This is a genomic window from Kribbella sp. NBC_00662 (genome assembly GCF_041430295.1).
Lineage (GTDB): Bacteria > Actinomycetota > Actinomycetes > Propionibacteriales > Kribbellaceae > Kribbella.
Window position 1 is genome coordinate 3,851,784 of sequence record NZ_CP109029.1, and the last position, 15,262, is coordinate 3,867,045.

Sequence of the window (15,262 nt, forward strand, 5' to 3'; positions counted from 1 at the left end):
CGGATGAAGAACAAGGTAGGACTGGCGATCGAGGAACTGCACCGCGCGGAGGGTGACCTCGCTGCAGAACTCCTCCGGGCCTCGGACAGGCACAAGGTCGACCACGACATCTTCTACCTCGGGCATGACCTGGCCAGGTGGTCAGAGCAGCACGTCCACAAGCTCGCCGAGCACGGGCGGAACTACGGCCTGGACCTCGACCCGGACGATTCAGGGCTGATGGCAACGATCCGCCTGCGAGGCGCCGAACTGGCCGGTCGGCGACACGATCCTGGGCTGCTGCTCCTCAAGGACCTTCGTGAGATCCACCGCCAGGCGGCCGGGGTCTCGCTGGACTGGGAGATCCTCGCTCAGACCGCTCAGGCACTGAAGGACGAGGGGCTGCTCCGGCTGAGCCAGGAATGCCATCCGCAGACGCTCCGGCAACTGCGCTGGGCCAATGCCTCACTCAAGACCAACGCGGCGCAGATCATGGTCACCCCGTGAGCCCGGACGACGAGACGGCTGAGATCGCGGAGCGCATCGGCCGGAGAGCGCTCGCGACCGGGCTGCGGATTGCTGTCGCCGAGTCACTGACCAGCGGGGCCATCGCAAGTCAGCTCGGGGCGGCGCCCGAGGCGAGTTCGTGGTTCGCCGGGGGAGTGGTCGCGTACGCCGCGGACGTCAAGTTCAAGGTCCTGAACGTCGATCCTGGCCCGGTGGTGACACCACGCTGCGCCGTCCAGTTGGCCAGAGGCGTCGCCCGGCTGCTGGGAGCCGACATCACGGTCGCAGTCACAGGTGTCGGTGGCCCGGACCCCGACGAGGGCCACCCCGCCGGCACCGTCTACACAGCCGTCTCCCACCTCTCCCAGGAGCACGTCACCCACAACGTCTTCGAGGGCGATCCATCCCAGGTCGTCGATCAGGCCACTTTCACCGCCTTGCGGATGCTTCTCAGCGCTGTCGAGGCTTAGTGGCGGCCTGCTGTACCTGCGGTGGGGTCGGGCAAGCCGGTGACGGATGTCGCACATACGCCGTACGAACATCTTGGAACTTCCACACGGAGCCACCCGCCCAAACCCCGTCTGCGTCCGATCCGGGTACCCACGCCGTATTCGTCCATGCGTCTATGCGACTGGTCGAGGGTTGGCTTGCGCACGGGAGGTAACAGGATCGCGTGACCAATGCCAAGTCCCCCGCCACGGCGACGCCTGACGCCGGTCACCTTCGCGCGTTGTTCTCCGGTACAGCGGCGGGGACGGTGGGGCTCGAGGAAGAGCTGCTGGTGGTACGTCGGGATAGTTGGCTGCCCGCAGATGCCGGCGCAGTGGTTGCGGGAGCCGGGGACTCACGGGTGAAGCGTGAGCTGCCGGCCTGCCAGCTGGAGATTGCGACGTCCGTGCACGTTGAAGTGGCTGACGCGGTTGAGGAACTCCGCAGTTGCCGCCTGCTCGTCGCTGATGTCTGCGATCAGGACGTCACCGCGATCGCGGCGCCGGTCCACCCCCTCGTCGACGGACCCACCGGGCTGTCGGGCACTGCGCGGGCCGCTGGGCTCGGGACGCGCTACCGCGAGGTGATCGGTCGGCAGTTGGTCTCCTCGTTGCAGGTGCACCTGGCCTTCGGTGACGCCGACTGCACGCTAGGCGTGTACCACGCGCTGCGGGATCGGCTGCCGGAATTGGCTGCATTGGCCGCGGCCTCGCCGTTCGCTGCGGGACGTGACACCGGGTTGTGTTCGGCGCGTCCGGTGATCGCCTCCCAGCTGCCTAGACAGGGTGTGCCGCCGATCATCGCCTCGTGGGAGCAGTACGCCGACGACCTGGCCTGGGCTGTCCGCGGAGGTGCCGTGGCTGACGCGTCGGAGTGGTGGTGGGAGCTTCGACCCCACGTCGGATACGGCACGCTCGAGCTGCGGGTCCTCGACGTACAGCCAACCGTGGAACAGACCAGCGCTATTGCCCGGTTCGTACACGCGCTCGCGGCCGGGCTCGCCGACCTCCATCGTCTCGGCGATCTCCTTCCACCCGCTCCGACATGGAGGATCGCGGAGAACCGGTGGTCTGCGCTTCGCGACGGCGTCGGGGGACAGCTCCTCGACCTGCGGACCGGTGAATCCCTGCCCACCCGGAGCTGCATTCAGGAGCTCGTGGACATCGCCGAGCCATACGCGAGGGACGGTCTGGACGAGGTACGAGCGATGATCGAACACCCTCTCGTGGAGACGCTTCGAGCCCTGGGTCCCAAGCGCGCGGTCCCATGGCTGGCGGAGGTCTTCACCGCATGAACGAGGATCGGGCCGTCCTGATAGAAGCGGATCTGAGTCGCGCCGGCGAGCCGGTCGCGGTCCAGCTCCGGTCGATCGCCCGGAGCGGATGCATTCCGAGCTGTTCCGGACGACGATGCGCTGGCTCGGACTCGACGACAGCTACGGCCGGTACGTCGCGGATGTCCCGGCCGTCACGCTGGCCGAGTCGAACGTGATGTCGCCGCACGAGTGTCAGGGCTGTGAGTGTTGTCTGAGTTCAGGATCGCGCACGCAACCGCCCCGCAAAGGTGACGTCCTGACGCGTCACGGCGCATCGGGTTGGGAACCTGTTCAGATATGAGACCGTGGTTTGTCGGTGTAGTGATCGGCGCGATCGTACTTGCAGTCAGCTCCTGCGGCTCGAAGTTGCCCGAGGCATCTGCTGCAGCTGCGGATCGGTTCTACCACGCCATCGCAGTCCACGACGCGGCCGCGGCGTGCGGGTTGTTGGCGCCGCAAACGCGCCACGAGGTGGAACAGTCGGCGCAGGCATCGTGTTCTGCAGCAATCCTGGACCAGGACATCCCCGCGGCAGGCAGCGTGGTCGAACTGCGGAAGTACGGCACTGAGGCGTACGCGCGGATGCACGGTGACACAGCATTCCTGGCGGAGTTCGGGGACGGCTGGAAGATCGTCGCCGCGGCCTGTACCTCGCAGGATCAACTGCCTTATGACTGCAAGGTCAAGGGGTGAACGACCGATGCGCGTAATGTTCATCGTCTACCTGGCCGTGGTCCTCGTCGGCCTGGCGTACTTCCTCACCCTGGGGGTGATCAACCGATGACCCGGGTGCGTGGCTTCGTACGCACCAATTCTCTCAGCCTCGTCTTCGGAGTGCTGTTCCTGGGAGCCTTGGTCGGTCAGGCATTCGCAGGTCTTGCGGAGTTCAACAACGGTCAGGTCGCGGACGGTCTCGCGACGATTTCTTTCGGCCGGTATGTCACCTCCGCGGACTTCGCGGTGGACGTCACCGAGAACTGGCAGAGCGAGTACCTGCAGTTCCTGCTCTACATCGTCTTGACCGTCTGGCTGGTCCAACGCGGTTCCCCGGAGTCCAAGCCGCTCGATCAGGCCGGCCGGGAGTCCGACGAGGACCAGAAGGTCGGGGCGTACGCCGGACCCGACTCGCCACGCTGGGCGAGGGTCGGCGGCTTGCGGACCAGAGTCTATTCCTCGTCGCTCGGTCTCGTGATGGGATCGATCTTCCTGGCCTGCTGGCTGGTGCAGTCGGTAGCGGGCTGGTCGGCGTACAACGAGCAACGGCTCAAGCAGCTGCAAGATCCGCAGTCATGGCTGTCGTACGTGGGCTCGGCCGACTTCTGGAGTCGCAGCCTGCAGAACTGGCAGTCGGAGCTGCTTGCCGTCGGATCGATGGCCGTCTTCAGCATCTACCTACGTCAACGCGGATCCCCGGAAAGCAAGCCGGTCGGCACCCCACACGACGCCACCGGCATCGAGGGTTGACGAACCGGGGCTGCCCCCGAGGCGGCGGAGTTTCCACCGGTGTTCGTCGTAGTCGTAGTAGGTGTCTACGCCGCCGACAGACATGACCAACCCCTCCTCCCGGGTTCCTGTCAGAGTTCTGCTTCCTTCTGCACCTTGTGCTGCAGTTGATCCTTGGTCAGCCCGGAAGTGCCCGAGATGTCGGCGTTGCTCGCCTGCTGGGCGAGTTGGTCGCGGGTGATGTCGCCGGGTTGTTCGCCGAGGTGTTGCTTGCGGCTGGCAATGAAGGCTTCGCCGAGCTGGGTACGGCGTTCGTCGGACAGGTTGGACCGCATTCCGGGCAGGACCTTGGTCTCTTCTTCCTCGACGTGGTGCGAGACGGCGTCGATCAGGTTCTGTAGTGCCTTGTCGAACGCGGCCGAGGTCGGGTCGGTCTCGGCGAGTTTCGCGAGCAGCTGGTCGGCCTCGATGTGTTCCTGCTGGCTGTGCGACACCTCGTCCTTCTCGCCGGCTTCGGATGCGGCGACCGGATAGACCTCGGCTTCCTCGGCCCGGCTGTGGGCGGTCAGCAAGGTGGTCAGCACCGGCAGCAGGTTCGGCCGCTTCTCCGGATTCTCCTTGAGTTCGTCGAACAGCCGCTCGACCTCGCGGTGGTCCTGCATGATCAGATCAACAACATCGCCGGGCATCCCGTTTGTCCTCTCCAACTGTGCGGTGATGCCCTGCCAGTACCCGACTCGCATGCACTGCTACGACAAGAAAATCGCGCGGTCCACGGGCCGATTCGCCTGCAGTGCATGGAGTTTTCGAGGTTCGCGTGTTTGGCGGCGGGGTACCGGTCGGTTGATCTTCGTGGTGGTACGGCAGTGTGCCATTTCGGTAAGTCCTTGTTGCGAGGCAGGAATGTTGCGCCTACCGGCCAGACCGGGCCGTCCCTACCGTCTTTGGGTGCCGCCGTCGTCGTACGGCGGGTGGGGCGTGGTGTCTCGTGACGTCAGTTAATTGCTCCTGGAAGGAGCTGTCACATGTCGTATACGACGAATCAACGGTCGAGTGCAGAGAACCTACCCACGGATGGGGTGGCCGAGACCGCCCGGAACGAAGCCGGGCAGCTCAAAGAGACCTCGGCCGACGCCGCTCGCGAGGTCGCGGGAACGGTCAAGGAGAAGGTGTCGGACGTGACGTCGGACGTCCGTACGGAGACCCGGCGGCTGGCGAGCCAGACCCGACAGGAACTTGCCGGGCAAGCGAGTCAGCAGAAGGATCGTGCCGCTACTGGTCTTCGGTCGGTGAGCGACGAGCTGCGCGGTATGGCCGAGCACGGCCAATCAGGTCTGGGCGCTCAACTCGCACGCCAGGGCGCCGACCTCACCGATCAGGCCGCGGATTTCCTGCAGCAGCACGAACCGGCCGACCTCCTGGACGAGGTCCGCGGGTTCGCGCGCCGCAAGCCGGGCACGTTCCTGCTGATCGCCGCCGCGGCCGGTGTCGTTGCCGGTCGCCTCACCCGCGCCATGGCAGCAGGCGGCACCAGCGGGACGACCAGCAGCGGTACGCCGACCGGCAACGGATCGCCGTACAACGGATCGCCGGGTGGCAACGGAGTGTCAGAGCCAGTCTCCGACGAGTATCTGGTCCCGCCGCCCGCGGCGCCGATGGGTACGCCGGTCACGCCGCCGCGCGCGCCGGGAACGGAGTGGTGACATGACCTTGGACGGATCACCCCCCGGCAGCAGTCCGCAGCGGCTGTCGATGGATGAGTCGGTGGGTCAGCTGGTCTCCCAACTGACCACCGATCTGGGCCAACTGACCCGCCAGGAGCTCGCGCTGGCCAAGGCGGAGCTCCAGGCGGAGGCGAAGAAGGCCGGCAAGGGCGCCGGGATGCTCGGCGGTGCGGCGTTCGCGGGCTGGATGGTCGCTCTTTTTCTGTCTTTGACGGTGATGTGGGCTCTTGACGAGGTCATGGATCTGATCTGGGCGGCGTTGATCGTCGCGGTCGTTTGGGCGGTCGTGGCGGTGGTCTTGGCGATGTCGGGACGCAGGGAGTTGCAGGAAGTCAATCCGAAACCTGACCAGACGGTCGAATCACTCAAGGAGGACGCGAAATGGCTGAAGACCCGGAAGAGCTGAAGCGCGACATCGAGCAGACGCGGCGTGATGTGGGCCGCGATGTGGACGCTTTGACCGAGAAGGTCAGCCCGGGTCGGGTGGTCGGGCGGCGGGTCGATCGGGCCCGGAGTGGTGTTCATCGGTTGAAGGAGCAGGTGATGGGCTCGGCCGAGTCGATGGGCGGATCCGTGAGCGATACGGCGGGTTCGGCGGTGTCGAGCGTGCAGGAGGCCGGCAGCAAGGTCGGTGAAGCGGTCGGTTCAGCCCCCGGCATGGCTCGGTCGCGGACGCGCGGTACGCCGCTCGCGGCCGGCCTGGTCGCGTTCGCGGCCGGATGGGTCGCCGCGGCTGCGGTTCCGGCGTCGACGCGGGAACGGGCCCTCGCCGAGGACACCAAGGACCTGGCGATGCAGGCTGCTGGCCCGGTGAAAGAGCAGGCCGCTCAGGTGGCCCACGACGTGAAGGACAACCTCCAGGAGCCGGCGCAGGAAGCGGTCGAGAACCTCAAGCAGTCCGCGACCGAGGCAGCGGCCGAGGTGGCCGACGAAACCCGCTCACAGGCCCAGCAGGTCGCCGGCGACGCGAAGGATTCGGCGGACAACGTCCGGCAGGCCGGTTCCTCGAGCTGATGAACGGCGAACGACGACCGGACCTTCCGGGTGTGGATGCCGAGAAGCCGACGGAGATCCCGGCATCCGGTTGGTGGCAGGTGATCCGGCGAGCCTGGGCCGAGGCCAAGGCCGACCAGGTTCCGTTGCTCGCGGCCGGCGTCGCGTTCTTCGGGTTCCTCTCGGTGTTTCCTGCCATTGTCGCCGGTGTGCTGGCCTACGGGCTGGTTGCGGATCCGGCGCGGATCCGCAGCCAGGTCGAAGATCTGACGGCCGCCATGCCGGCGTCAGGGCGGGATCTGCTGCTCCAGCAGCTGGACGCTCTGACGTCGGCGCCGCGGCAGGGGTTGGGGATCGGCGTCGCGATCGCCGTGGTCGTCGCTGTGTGGAGCGCGTCAGGAGGCGTCGGGTACCTGCTGACCGCGGTCAACCTCGCGTACGACGAGGAAGAGACGCGCGGGTTCATCCATCGCAAGCTCCTGGCTCTGGGCATGACGCTGGGCGCGATCGTCTTCGTTCTGCTCGCGATCGCGTTGTTCACGGCGGGCGCCGCGATCGGGGACCAGGTCGCACAACCGGTCCGGATCCTGCTGGTGGTGGTACGGCTGGTGCTCGCCGTCGTGCTGATCTCGGTGGCGCTTGCGGTCACCTACCGGCTCGGGCCGGATCGCGACGCGGCACGCATCCGTTGGGTCTCGATCGGCGCCGTCGTCGCCACGCTCATCTGGCTGGTCGCGTCGATCGGTTTCTCGCTCTATGTCGCGACGTTCGGCAATTACGCGAAGACATACGGCAGCCTGGCAGCGGTGGTGGTCTTGATGCTGTGGCTGTGGTTGACCGCGTACGCCGTACTGCTCGGAGCCGAGATCAACGCCGAAGCCGAGCAGCAGACCGCGCGGGACACCACGAAGGGACAGCCGCGTCCTCTGGGCGAGCGAAATGCGGTCAAGGCGGACACACTCCCGAAGTAGCTGGCATGTGTGGGAGAGACGAAAGCTCTGGTGTGGGGGTGGCACCCTCAGGCGGGACTGGGGCTGTGTCCGCGTAGGTAGCGGTAGGAGTTGTGTTCGGCGATGGTGCCGTCGGGGTTGATGATGATGTGGTCGACGCCGTGCCACTGCGCCACGGTTGCGCCTTGGCTGATTTGGCGGTTCTTGCCGCCCCCGGCGGCGAATGGTTCGGGGCTGTTGCGCCAGCGAGATTTCCAGATCCCGTTCTCGCAGTACGTCTCGACGTCTTCAAACAGTGGCATGGTGGCTCCGTCTCAACGGCCCTGACCGGCCACATTGTCGGCCGAGTCTGCTGCCGAGTCTGCTGCCGAGTCTGCTGCCGAGTCTGCTGTGGTCTGCGGCGGTTCCCAATGCACGGGCCCGACCCGGAGCGCCGGGCCGACCCGGGTTGGCGCGGGCCGCTGAAGTGTGTCGGGTGCGCGTGTCGCGGGGAACGCAGGCCACACGGCAGGCGTGGCTGCGGTGACCGGTCTGGTCCGGGCACGGTCGTAGGCGGCGCGGCGGATAGGGTCGCGCAAGGTGGCGTAGGCGTTGAGGATCTCCTGCAGGCGCTGATCGGCGTCGTCGTCCGCTCCTTCGGACCGGGCTGGCTCGGCTGCCGCGGCTGACGTGACCGACGTAACTGAGGTGGCTGGTGTGCGCGGCGAGCGCGTGTCGGGGTGGAGTCGGCGGACGAGGACTCTGAAGGCGTGGTCGAGATCGTCGTCCGAGGCCTCGGTGGCCACCCCGAGGGTCGCGTACGGGTCGGCGACGTGCGTGGTCATGGCTGGGATCTCCTGAAGGCGAATGTCGATCGCGGTCGATCATGCGTGGAGGTGCGTACCGGGGGCTGTTGGAGTCGGTCCGTGACCCCGTCAGGTGGCTGCGGCACGCCTACCAGCCGCTGGATGACTGCGAGACCCTTCGATGCGGTTCGTGAGTTCGTTGCCGTCATCGCGATCACCACCTGTGCGAGGACCGGGACGTCGATCGATTGGCCGACCGGGGTGATGCGGCGGCCCGCGCCTGGAGTTTGTCGTCCTAGGAAGGACAGCCGGCTCGAAATGGGGGTCGTTGCCGGTTCGAGGTGTGAACGGAGGCGGGCGGCCGCATCACCGGGTCAAGAACTTCCTTGATTTGTGGGAACCCCTCACCTCCTCGGTGCTCGGTCCAACATGTTCAGTAGCTGCGACATCAGCCGCGACATCAGCCGCGACGTCAGCCGCGACGTCAGCTGGTGCAACAGTTGCTGGGTCGATGCGGAGGGTCGCGTCCTCGGCCGTGCGGTCGGGTCGTCGGCGAGGTCACACGTGGTGGTTTCGTGGGCCGGCGAGGCCGCCTGGACGGTGGCCCCGCCGCCCATCCACCGGCGGGTGGACAAGGCTTGTCGAGGGGCGGTTCGCACGGCGACTCCCAGCAGTCGGCGATCAGGGCGTCGAACTCGGCCCGCACCCAGTCGTCGTCGCTGAGTGCGAGGTCGACGAACACCTCGGCCTCGTCGAGTGTCTGCTGTTGGATCGCGGTCATCGATCTCACCCCATCGACAACATGTCCCTGTCGAGCCCGCCGGTCGGCGCGCCACGGCGCGCGCCGAGGCGTCAGGCGTCGATCTGCTTGCGGTCGCTGCCGGCGTTCGCGATCGCGATCTTGCGCGGCTTGGCCTGCTCGGCGATCGGGATCTTCAACGTCAGTACGCCGGCCTCGTAACTCGCCTCGATCCGCTCGGCGTCCAGAGTGTCGCCCAGGAACAACTGCCGCGAAAACACCCCGAGCGGACGCTCGGCGACCTGCATCTCCACGCGGTCGGCGAGCTCGAGCGGCCGGCGCTCGGCCTTCACGGTGAGCACGTTGCGCTCTACGTCCAGGTCGATCGCGTCCGGCGAAATCCCCGGTAGATCGAGCGCCACCACGTACTGATCGCCGTCGCGGTATGCGTCCATCGGCATGGCCGTCGGATGTGACCAGGTTCCCGGCGACTGGCTTCCGAAGAACTGCTGCGCCAGCCGATCGAAGTCCCGGAACGGGTCCGTGCGTATCAACATCGTCCCTGCACCTCCTCAGGTCTCGACTTCCTGGTGGTGTCAACACGCATCTCCGATATAGCATGTCATCGAAACGATGACAAGAAGCCTGCGTCATCGAACCGCTGACATGTCCGATATGTAGACAGCGAGGTGACGGATGGCAGCCGATGCCACACCTGGCAACAGAACCCATGACACGACTGAGGACCGAACGGCTGGCCAGGTCGGGGGCGCCGCCGGGGACACTGCCGGGCACGACACCGGGGACAGTATCGGGCCGACGCAGGCTGCTGCACGCGCGGCGTTCGCTGCCGTTGAGCAGACCGTCCGGCAACTCGCACCCGCAGCCGCGGGGCAGGTCCGGGACGGCCTGGAAACGGTCAGCTCGAGCGACGTGCTCGCCGCACTGGCCGAGCTGCGGGTCGTGCAGGACCAGCTCGCAGCCTGGGAACCGCTGCTCATCGGTGCGGCCCGCGACCGCGGCGCGAGCTGGACCGTGATCGCCCCCGCCCTCGGAGTGGCCAGCCGCCAGGCCGCCGAACGGCGCTACCTGCGACTCAACCCGCACGCCACCGAACCCGACGGCATGACCGGCGAACAACGCGTCCAGGCTGCCCGCGACCGACGCGCCGGCGACCGCGCGGTCACCCAGTGGGCCCGCGACAACGCAGCGATGCTGCGTCGGCTCGCCGCCCAGATCACTGCACTGGATGGCCTCGACCCGAGCACCCAGGAAGCCGCCGACCGGCTCCTGCACGCCCTCGGCGACACCGACACCGCAACCCTGCTGGCGCCCTTGGCCGAGGCCGGCGCCAAGCTCGAGGACAGCCACCCGCGACTGGCCGGACAGGTCTCCGACATCAGCACGACCACCGACCAGCTACGAACCGAACACACAGCACGACCCCAATAGCCACGCTCCGAGCAGCACGGATCAACACAACCCGGGTCGCCACCTCGAACAACGACCCCTGAAGACATCTGAAGACAACGCAGAAAGCCGAGAGCAACGCTGTAACGAGAGGTGAGGAGGAATCACCACAGCGGGGAGCCGGTGCGGTGGCTGCCGACTGATCCGTTCGCGAGTCTCGAGGACATCTGGCGGCGAATGGACCAGATGATGCGCACGTTCGGCATGACCGCTGACCGATCCGGATGGTCGCCTTTCCCGGTCGACATCGAGGAGACCGACGACGCCTACATCGTCGAGATCGACCTGCCCGGGGTCGCCCGCGACGACATCACGTTGGCCTGGAACGACCGCGAGCTGACCGTGCACGGCGAAGTGAAACAACGCGAACGTAGAGGCTTCGTGCGTCAACAGACCCGCCGCGTCGGGCAGTTCCACCACACCGTCCCCCTGCCCGGCGAGGTCGCCGGTGAACAGATCACGGCCAACCTCCGCGACAGCAAACCCGCCAGTTGACCCGCTGCCGCGTGGTGCTGGTCAGGCAACTCTCATAAGCCGAGGAACCACCTCGCACCGCCAACGATCGGCGCATCACCGGCAGGAACGCCCCACACCGAACCGATTCGGTCGTGATCAACTGCTGAGTGCCGGTCCGTGCGGCGACGTCGCAGTTGCACAGTGGATCGGAACGCAGTGATTCCCTACCTGGCCACGCGGGGTTACCGTGGTGATGCCGGCGATATCCAGCCTCAGCAGCTCGCTGAGCGTCTTCGGTTCTATCACTATGCGATCCCGCGTCGAGGTGCATACCGGGGTCGAGATCGGAACCGACGCTGTGGTTTGCCCGGACCCTTGTGGCTGTGACGAATCGAGTCGCGGCGTCACCGCACTTCGCGATTCACATCGACGAGACCGCACAAGGCCGACCCTCGCAACGCTCGCGAAGCTCCAGACCCCGGCTCGCCCGACGACTGGCAGTCTGCGGCGACGAACTGCAGTGCGAGCAGACGAATGCCGCAGTCGGCATTACGGCTGACGTCTACGCCACGTACGTAGGCCACACAAACTGAAGGTCCCGGCCGGGCCCCCCACCCCTCCTCCGGCCGGGGCCTTCGCCCTATATAGAAGCCCGACCAGTAGCGGTCAGGCAATCCCTGGGCGCCGGCCAGGAACGCGGCGCGCCCCCGCGTCGCGGAAGGTCGCGGCCGGGTGTGGACGGCGACCAGCACTTCCTGCCACCGGCCCAAAATGTTGCGTCTAGCAAGCTTCATCCTTCACGGCCGCCAGTGTCACTGGTTCGGGGTTCCGGGTGGTTGCGCGTGGTGACCCGTGGCAGGTGGTCGCGTCAGGCTCCGAGGGCGACGATCACGGTCGGATCGGCTCGAGGGCTAAGCACTTCGTGTCCCGGTCCCTGTCGGTTCATTGGTCGAGCCCAACGTCACCGTTGACCGAGCCGTCGACGTCGAGACCATCAACGCCGCGTACGCCGACGCCGCCCAGCATCTACGACGCCGAACTTACCCGCGTCCACAACCACCACGTCAAAGTCGTCAGCGGGTACGACAACGACTGGGGCTTCCCGAGTTTCACACTCATCACACCCGCCGGTGCGTTGCCCTCGGCAAGCTCACGCGGCTGCCGGCCCTGCTCGTCGGTTCGATCCTGGTCGTTATCGCGGCTCGATGTTGCCTCCGGCATCGTCCGCTTCCTCCGCCGTCGTCCTTGGACATCGCGTGCTCGTGCAACAACGGTCCATCTCCGGTTGCTCAGTTGCGGCTGGCGCCGGCGCGACAGGTGGAGGTCGGCGGCGAACGCCGCTGGCTGGCGGCTCGTGGTCATGATTCGAGGTCCGGACTCCCTGGGAGTGAACGGCGGTGGAATAAGGGAGCCTGTCGTGGGAACAGGGCGCGGAGGTGGCCGGAAGCCCGCGCGGGAGAGCTGGCTGCTCAGGTCACGCGCGTTGTAGCAATCAGCGCGCGTGACCGCTCCGCGCGGCGGTGGTCGGTTCCGGGGCTGCTGGTCTGAACTCCCGGAACCTGGAAACCCTGACCTCGCGCGCGATCGGGGTCCCCTGACACCGCCGGCGCCCACCAAAGTCACACCGGCGCTTCACTAGTCACATCGCGCTGGGGGCTTCGGTGTTACACGGCCGTGGTCAGTGGGGCAGCTTGCGGGTCTGGATCAGCTGGGCTGCGACGTCGCGGAGTTTGGTGTTGGTGTCTTGGGAGTAGCGGCGCAGGATCGCGAAGGCGCGGTCGCTGTCGAGGTCGTAGCGTTCCATGAGGATGCCCATCGCCTGCCCGACCAGTTTGCGGGCGTCGACAGCGTTCGCGAGGTTGACCTCGTGCCGGGCGCTGGCGACGGCGACCGAGGCGTGTCGGGCGAGGATCTGTGCGACTGCCTCCTCGTCAGGTCCGAATGCGTCCGGGTGGACCGAGTACAGGCCCAGCACGCCGACCGTTCCCGCTGCGTGGTGAGCGGTACGTCGAGGACGCTGCGCACGCCGAGCCCGACGACTTTGGCGGCCCATTCGGGCCAGCGCTCGTCGGTGGTCGTGTCGCGGACCAGCACAATCGAGTGGTCACGCATCGACTCGGTCAGAGGGCCTTTTCCGCCGTCGACTTGATGCTGGTAGATCTCGGCGACGACCGGATCGGTGACGGCCGGGATCTCCAGATCGCCCCGCGCGACACTCAAGGCGACGCCGGCGTGCGAACAGTCCAGCGCCTGCAGCGCGAAGTCCACCACCGCCTGGACGGTCTCCTCCACACCATCGGAATCGTGCAGCTCGATCGCCAGCCGGGCGAACCGCTCGGCGGCGTCACCTCCAGCCAGATCGATCGCGGACACCTCGGGCTCCTCTGGGCTTGTTCACGCGCGAGCCATGGCCTGGCTGTCGCGATCCATATCCGGGATCTTCCCAAACCGGCGCCCAAAACGCACCCAGCCCCAGCCGAACCCGTGTCAGCCGATCAGGTTGACACGTTCGGTGGGCGAGCCGCGCCAATCGGTTAGTAGCGTGAGCCGGACACGGCCGGCCATTCGCCGTTGTCGCGGATGCAGACGTCGAGATCGGACGCCAATTCGCGGGCCTCCGGCTCGTCGGTGATGGCTTCCTGCTCCGTCACTGCTCCGTGAGGTGCAGCGAAATGGCGGTGATTGACGCGAGTTGATGAGTGTGGATCGGTCGGATGTGCGGCGGCCCGGGATGCACTCCTCGGGCCGCCGTTGTGGAGCCGTGGGTTCGTTAGTTCTGGGAGGCCTTGAGCTCTTCGCGGTGCTTGTCGAGCCAGTCCGCGAAGGACTCGAGCTCGGGGTTGAGTTCGCGGACCTTGGCGACATCGCGGTCGCCGGTGAAGCGTTTGTGGTCCTCGGCGTAGAACTGGAACATGTTGGACATCTCGACGGCCATCGGGAACGGGTATTCGCGGAACTCTTCCCAGCTCGGGGCGTGGTAGAGGACCTGTTCGCCGAGGGCTTCGGACAGGGCGGCGGCGTACTGGTCGCCGGTGAGGTGGTCGCCGGCGATGCTGATGGTCTCGCCGATCAGGTCGGGGTGCTTGAGGATCGCGAAGGCGGTGCGGCCGATGTCTTCGGCGGCAACGCCGGACAGCGGCCGGTCGGCCATCGGGATCGTGATGGTCAGCTTGCCGTCGGCGTTGCGCGCGGGCGGCAGGCCGTCGATGAACGCGTCGAAGTAGAACGTGGTCCGCAGGAACGTCGTCGGTACGCCGTACTTCGTGAAGATCTCGTCGGCCTCGCCCTTCGCGTCGAAGTGCGGGACCTTGTAGCGGCCGTCGTCCAGACTCGGTACGTCGTCGCGCCCGGCGAAGAACGTCCTGGTGTCCTCGAGCGTCGACCAGACCACGTGCTTGACGCCGGCATCGCGGGCGGCCCGGGCGGCGATCTCGGCCTGGGCGAGCTCCATCTCGGCGCGGGTGCGGGCGGCCTCTTCCTCCGGGCTCCGCTCGACCCAGTAGTTCGTCACCACGAACGCGCCGTACACGCCGTCGAACGCGGCCCGCACGCTCGCCTCGTCGTCGAGGTCGGCCGCGACCACCTCGGCGCCCGCGGCAGCGAGCTCCTGGCCTTTCGCGGACGACGGGTTCCGCGTCAACGCGCGGACGGCGTACTCGCCGGACGTGTCGGCCAGGATCGCGCGGACCAGACCGCCGCCCTGGTTCCCGGTGGCGCCGACGACAGCGATCAGCTTGGTCATATCAGTCACTCCCTGAGAGTTGGGTTGATGTGTCAACTCGACCGATCGTAGCTCGTTTGGTTGATGTGTCAACCCGAGCGGGTAGGATGGATTCGTGAGCAAGGAACCGTGGCTCGACGACGACGAGCAGAAGGCGTGGCGCAGCTATCTGCTGATGACCCGGACGCTGGAGACGCACCTGGAGCGGCACCTCCAGCGGGACTTCGGCCTGTCCAAGTCGGACTTCGAGATCCTGGTCAACCTGTCCGAGTCGGAGTCCGGCCGGATGCGCGCGTTCGAGCTGAGCCGGTCGACCCAGTGGGAGAAGAGCCGGCTGTCCCACCACCTGACCCGGATGGAGAAGCGCGGCCTGATCCGCAAGGAGGCCTGCGAGTCGCGCTACCCGGAGATCGTCATCACCGAGGCGGGGCTGGCTGCGATCAAGGAGTGCGCGCCGGCGCATGCGGCCCGGGTCCGGGAGTTCTTCGTCGATGTGTTCGGCCCCGACCGGATGACGGTCCTGGGCGAGGTGTCGGACGAGGTCGTCGCGACGATCGGCAAGCACTGCGACACCGACTGCCCGCTGGAGGACCGCTCCTGAGAGGTGCTCTCAGAGAGCTTTCAGCAAGACTTGACGGTGGCTTGATCTTCTCTTGGAGTGCGGCTGAGGGGCCTCGGCGGAGGCTGATGT

General features: G+C 66.9%; 20 protein-coding genes and 1 pseudogene. 14 read left to right on the top strand and 7 right to left on the bottom strand.

Annotated features, from left to right (window positions below; genetic code table 11):
- Positions 1-3: 3 nt before the first annotated feature.
- From OHA10_RS19355 to OHA10_RS19380, 6 genes are all read left to right on the top strand, one after another.
- Positions 4-486 carry a hypothetical protein gene (locus OHA10_RS19355; RefSeq protein ID WP_371407632.1) on the top strand — a complete coding sequence of 161 codons (483 nt, stop codon included), beginning with the start codon at positions 4-6 and terminating at the stop codon, positions 484-486.
- Complete coding sequence (locus tag OHA10_RS19360; RefSeq protein ID WP_371407633.1) at positions 483-956, top strand: CinA family protein; 474 nt, start codon at positions 483-485, stop codon at positions 954-956. Before OHA10_RS19355 ends, OHA10_RS19360 begins: the two co-directional genes overlap by 4 nt.
- Before the next feature lie 203 nt (positions 957-1,159).
- On the top strand, positions 1,160-2,269 hold the full coding sequence (locus OHA10_RS19365; RefSeq protein WP_371407634.1) for a YbdK family carboxylate-amine ligase: 1,110 nt from the start codon (positions 1,160-1,162) through the stop codon (positions 2,267-2,269).
- Between the two features lie 88 nt (positions 2,270-2,357).
- A complete protein-coding gene (locus tag OHA10_RS19370) occupies positions 2,358-2,591 on the top strand; it encodes a hypothetical protein (protein ID WP_371407635.1) in 234 nt (77 codons plus the stop codon).
- Positions 2,588-2,983 carry a hypothetical protein gene (locus OHA10_RS19375; RefSeq protein WP_371407636.1) on the top strand — a complete coding sequence of 132 codons (396 nt, stop codon included), beginning with the start codon at positions 2,588-2,590 and terminating at the stop codon, positions 2,981-2,983. The genes OHA10_RS19370 and OHA10_RS19375 overlap by 4 nt, the downstream gene beginning before the upstream one ends.
- Positions 2,984-3,070: 87 nt before the next feature.
- Entirely contained in the window at positions 3,071-3,754 is a 684-nt protein-coding gene (locus OHA10_RS19380) for a DUF6766 family protein (RefSeq protein WP_371407637.1), read from the top strand.
- A 110-nt stretch (positions 3,755-3,864) separates the two neighbouring features.
- Here the strand turns inward: OHA10_RS19380 and OHA10_RS19385 are convergent, their stop codons facing one another.
- Positions 3,865-4,476: a hemerythrin domain-containing protein gene (locus OHA10_RS19385; RefSeq protein WP_371407638.1), complete on the bottom strand. Its 612-nt coding sequence runs from the start codon at positions 4,474-4,476 to the stop codon at positions 3,865-3,867.
- Between the two features lie 336 nt (positions 4,477-4,812).
- On the opposite strand from OHA10_RS19385, the gene OHA10_RS19390 reads away from it, so the two are divergent.
- Genes OHA10_RS19390 through OHA10_RS19405 form a run of 4 tightly spaced genes read left to right on the top strand, consistent with a single transcriptional unit; the run spans position 4,813 to position 7,421 of the window.
- Positions 4,813-5,436, top strand: coding sequence for a hypothetical protein (locus OHA10_RS19390; protein ID WP_371407639.1), 624 nt, complete (start codon positions 4,813-4,815; stop codon positions 5,434-5,436).
- Position 5,437: 1 nt separating this feature from the next.
- Positions 5,438-5,863, top strand: a complete 426-nt coding sequence (locus tag OHA10_RS19395; RefSeq protein WP_371407640.1) for a phage holin family protein — start codon at positions 5,438-5,440, stop codon at positions 5,861-5,863.
- Positions 5,839-6,471, top strand: a complete 633-nt coding sequence (locus OHA10_RS19400; protein WP_371407641.1) for a DUF3618 domain-containing protein — start codon at positions 5,839-5,841, stop codon at positions 6,469-6,471. The genes OHA10_RS19395 and OHA10_RS19400 overlap by 25 nt, the downstream gene beginning before the upstream one ends.
- On the top strand, positions 6,471-7,421 hold the full coding sequence (locus OHA10_RS19405) for a YihY/virulence factor BrkB family protein (protein ID WP_371407642.1): 951 nt from the start codon (positions 6,471-6,473) through the stop codon (positions 7,419-7,421). Before OHA10_RS19400 ends, OHA10_RS19405 begins: the two co-directional genes overlap by 1 nt.
- A gap of 47 nt (positions 7,422-7,468) precedes the next feature.
- On the opposite strand, the gene OHA10_RS19410 is transcribed toward OHA10_RS19405, so the two are convergent.
- From OHA10_RS19410 to OHA10_RS19420, 3 genes are all read right to left on the bottom strand, one after another.
- Positions 7,469-7,702 carry a hypothetical protein gene (locus tag OHA10_RS19410; RefSeq protein WP_371407643.1) on the bottom strand — a complete coding sequence of 78 codons (234 nt, stop codon included), beginning with the start codon at positions 7,700-7,702 and terminating at the stop codon, positions 7,469-7,471.
- A gap of 12 nt (positions 7,703-7,714) precedes the next feature.
- A complete protein-coding gene (locus tag OHA10_RS19415; protein ID WP_371407644.1) occupies positions 7,715-8,224 on the bottom strand; it encodes a J domain-containing protein in 510 nt (169 codons plus the stop codon).
- A gap of 813 nt (positions 8,225-9,037) precedes the next feature.
- Entirely contained in the window at positions 9,038-9,481 is a 444-nt protein-coding gene (locus OHA10_RS19420; RefSeq protein ID WP_371407645.1) for an Hsp20/alpha crystallin family protein, read from the bottom strand.
- Between the two features lie 139 nt (positions 9,482-9,620).
- Here OHA10_RS19420 and OHA10_RS19425 point away from each other — a divergent pair, with 139 nt between their 5' ends.
- Positions 9,621-10,376 carry a hypothetical protein gene (locus tag OHA10_RS19425; protein ID WP_371407646.1) on the top strand — a complete coding sequence of 252 codons (756 nt, stop codon included), beginning with the start codon at positions 9,621-9,623 and terminating at the stop codon, positions 10,374-10,376.
- A 111-nt stretch (positions 10,377-10,487) separates the two neighbouring features.
- Entirely contained in the window at positions 10,488-10,889 is a 402-nt protein-coding gene (locus OHA10_RS19430; RefSeq protein WP_371407647.1) for an Hsp20/alpha crystallin family protein, read from the top strand.
- Between the two features lie 1,639 nt (positions 10,890-12,528).
- Here OHA10_RS19430 and OHA10_RS19435 read toward each other — a convergent pair.
- On the bottom strand, positions 12,529-12,825 hold the full coding sequence (locus OHA10_RS19435; RefSeq protein ID WP_371407648.1) for an ANTAR domain-containing protein: 297 nt from the start codon (positions 12,823-12,825) through the stop codon (positions 12,529-12,531).
- Positions 12,826-12,866: 41 nt separating this feature from the next.
- Positions 12,867-13,118: pseudogene (locus OHA10_RS19440) on the bottom strand (antitermination regulator); the annotation flags it as partial.
- Here OHA10_RS19440 and OHA10_RS19445 point away from each other — a divergent pair.
- Positions 12,999-13,388 carry a hypothetical protein gene (locus tag OHA10_RS19445; protein WP_371407649.1) on the top strand — a complete coding sequence of 130 codons (390 nt, stop codon included), beginning with the start codon at positions 12,999-13,001 and terminating at the stop codon, positions 13,386-13,388. The pseudogene OHA10_RS19440 and the gene OHA10_RS19445 sit on opposite strands and share 120 nt — an antisense overlap.
- 232 nt (positions 13,389-13,620) lie before the next feature.
- On the opposite strand, the gene OHA10_RS19450 is transcribed toward OHA10_RS19445, so the two are convergent.
- Positions 13,621-14,592, bottom strand: a complete 972-nt coding sequence (locus OHA10_RS19450) for an NmrA/HSCARG family protein (RefSeq protein WP_371407650.1) — start codon at positions 14,590-14,592, stop codon at positions 13,621-13,623.
- A 94-nt stretch (positions 14,593-14,686) separates the two neighbouring features.
- On the opposite strand from OHA10_RS19450, the gene OHA10_RS19455 reads away from it, so the two are divergent.
- Positions 14,687-15,172: a MarR family winged helix-turn-helix transcriptional regulator gene (locus OHA10_RS19455; RefSeq protein ID WP_371407651.1), complete on the top strand. Its 486-nt coding sequence runs from the start codon at positions 14,687-14,689 to the stop codon at positions 15,170-15,172.
- The last annotated feature ends 90 nt before the right edge of the window (positions 15,173-15,262 follow it).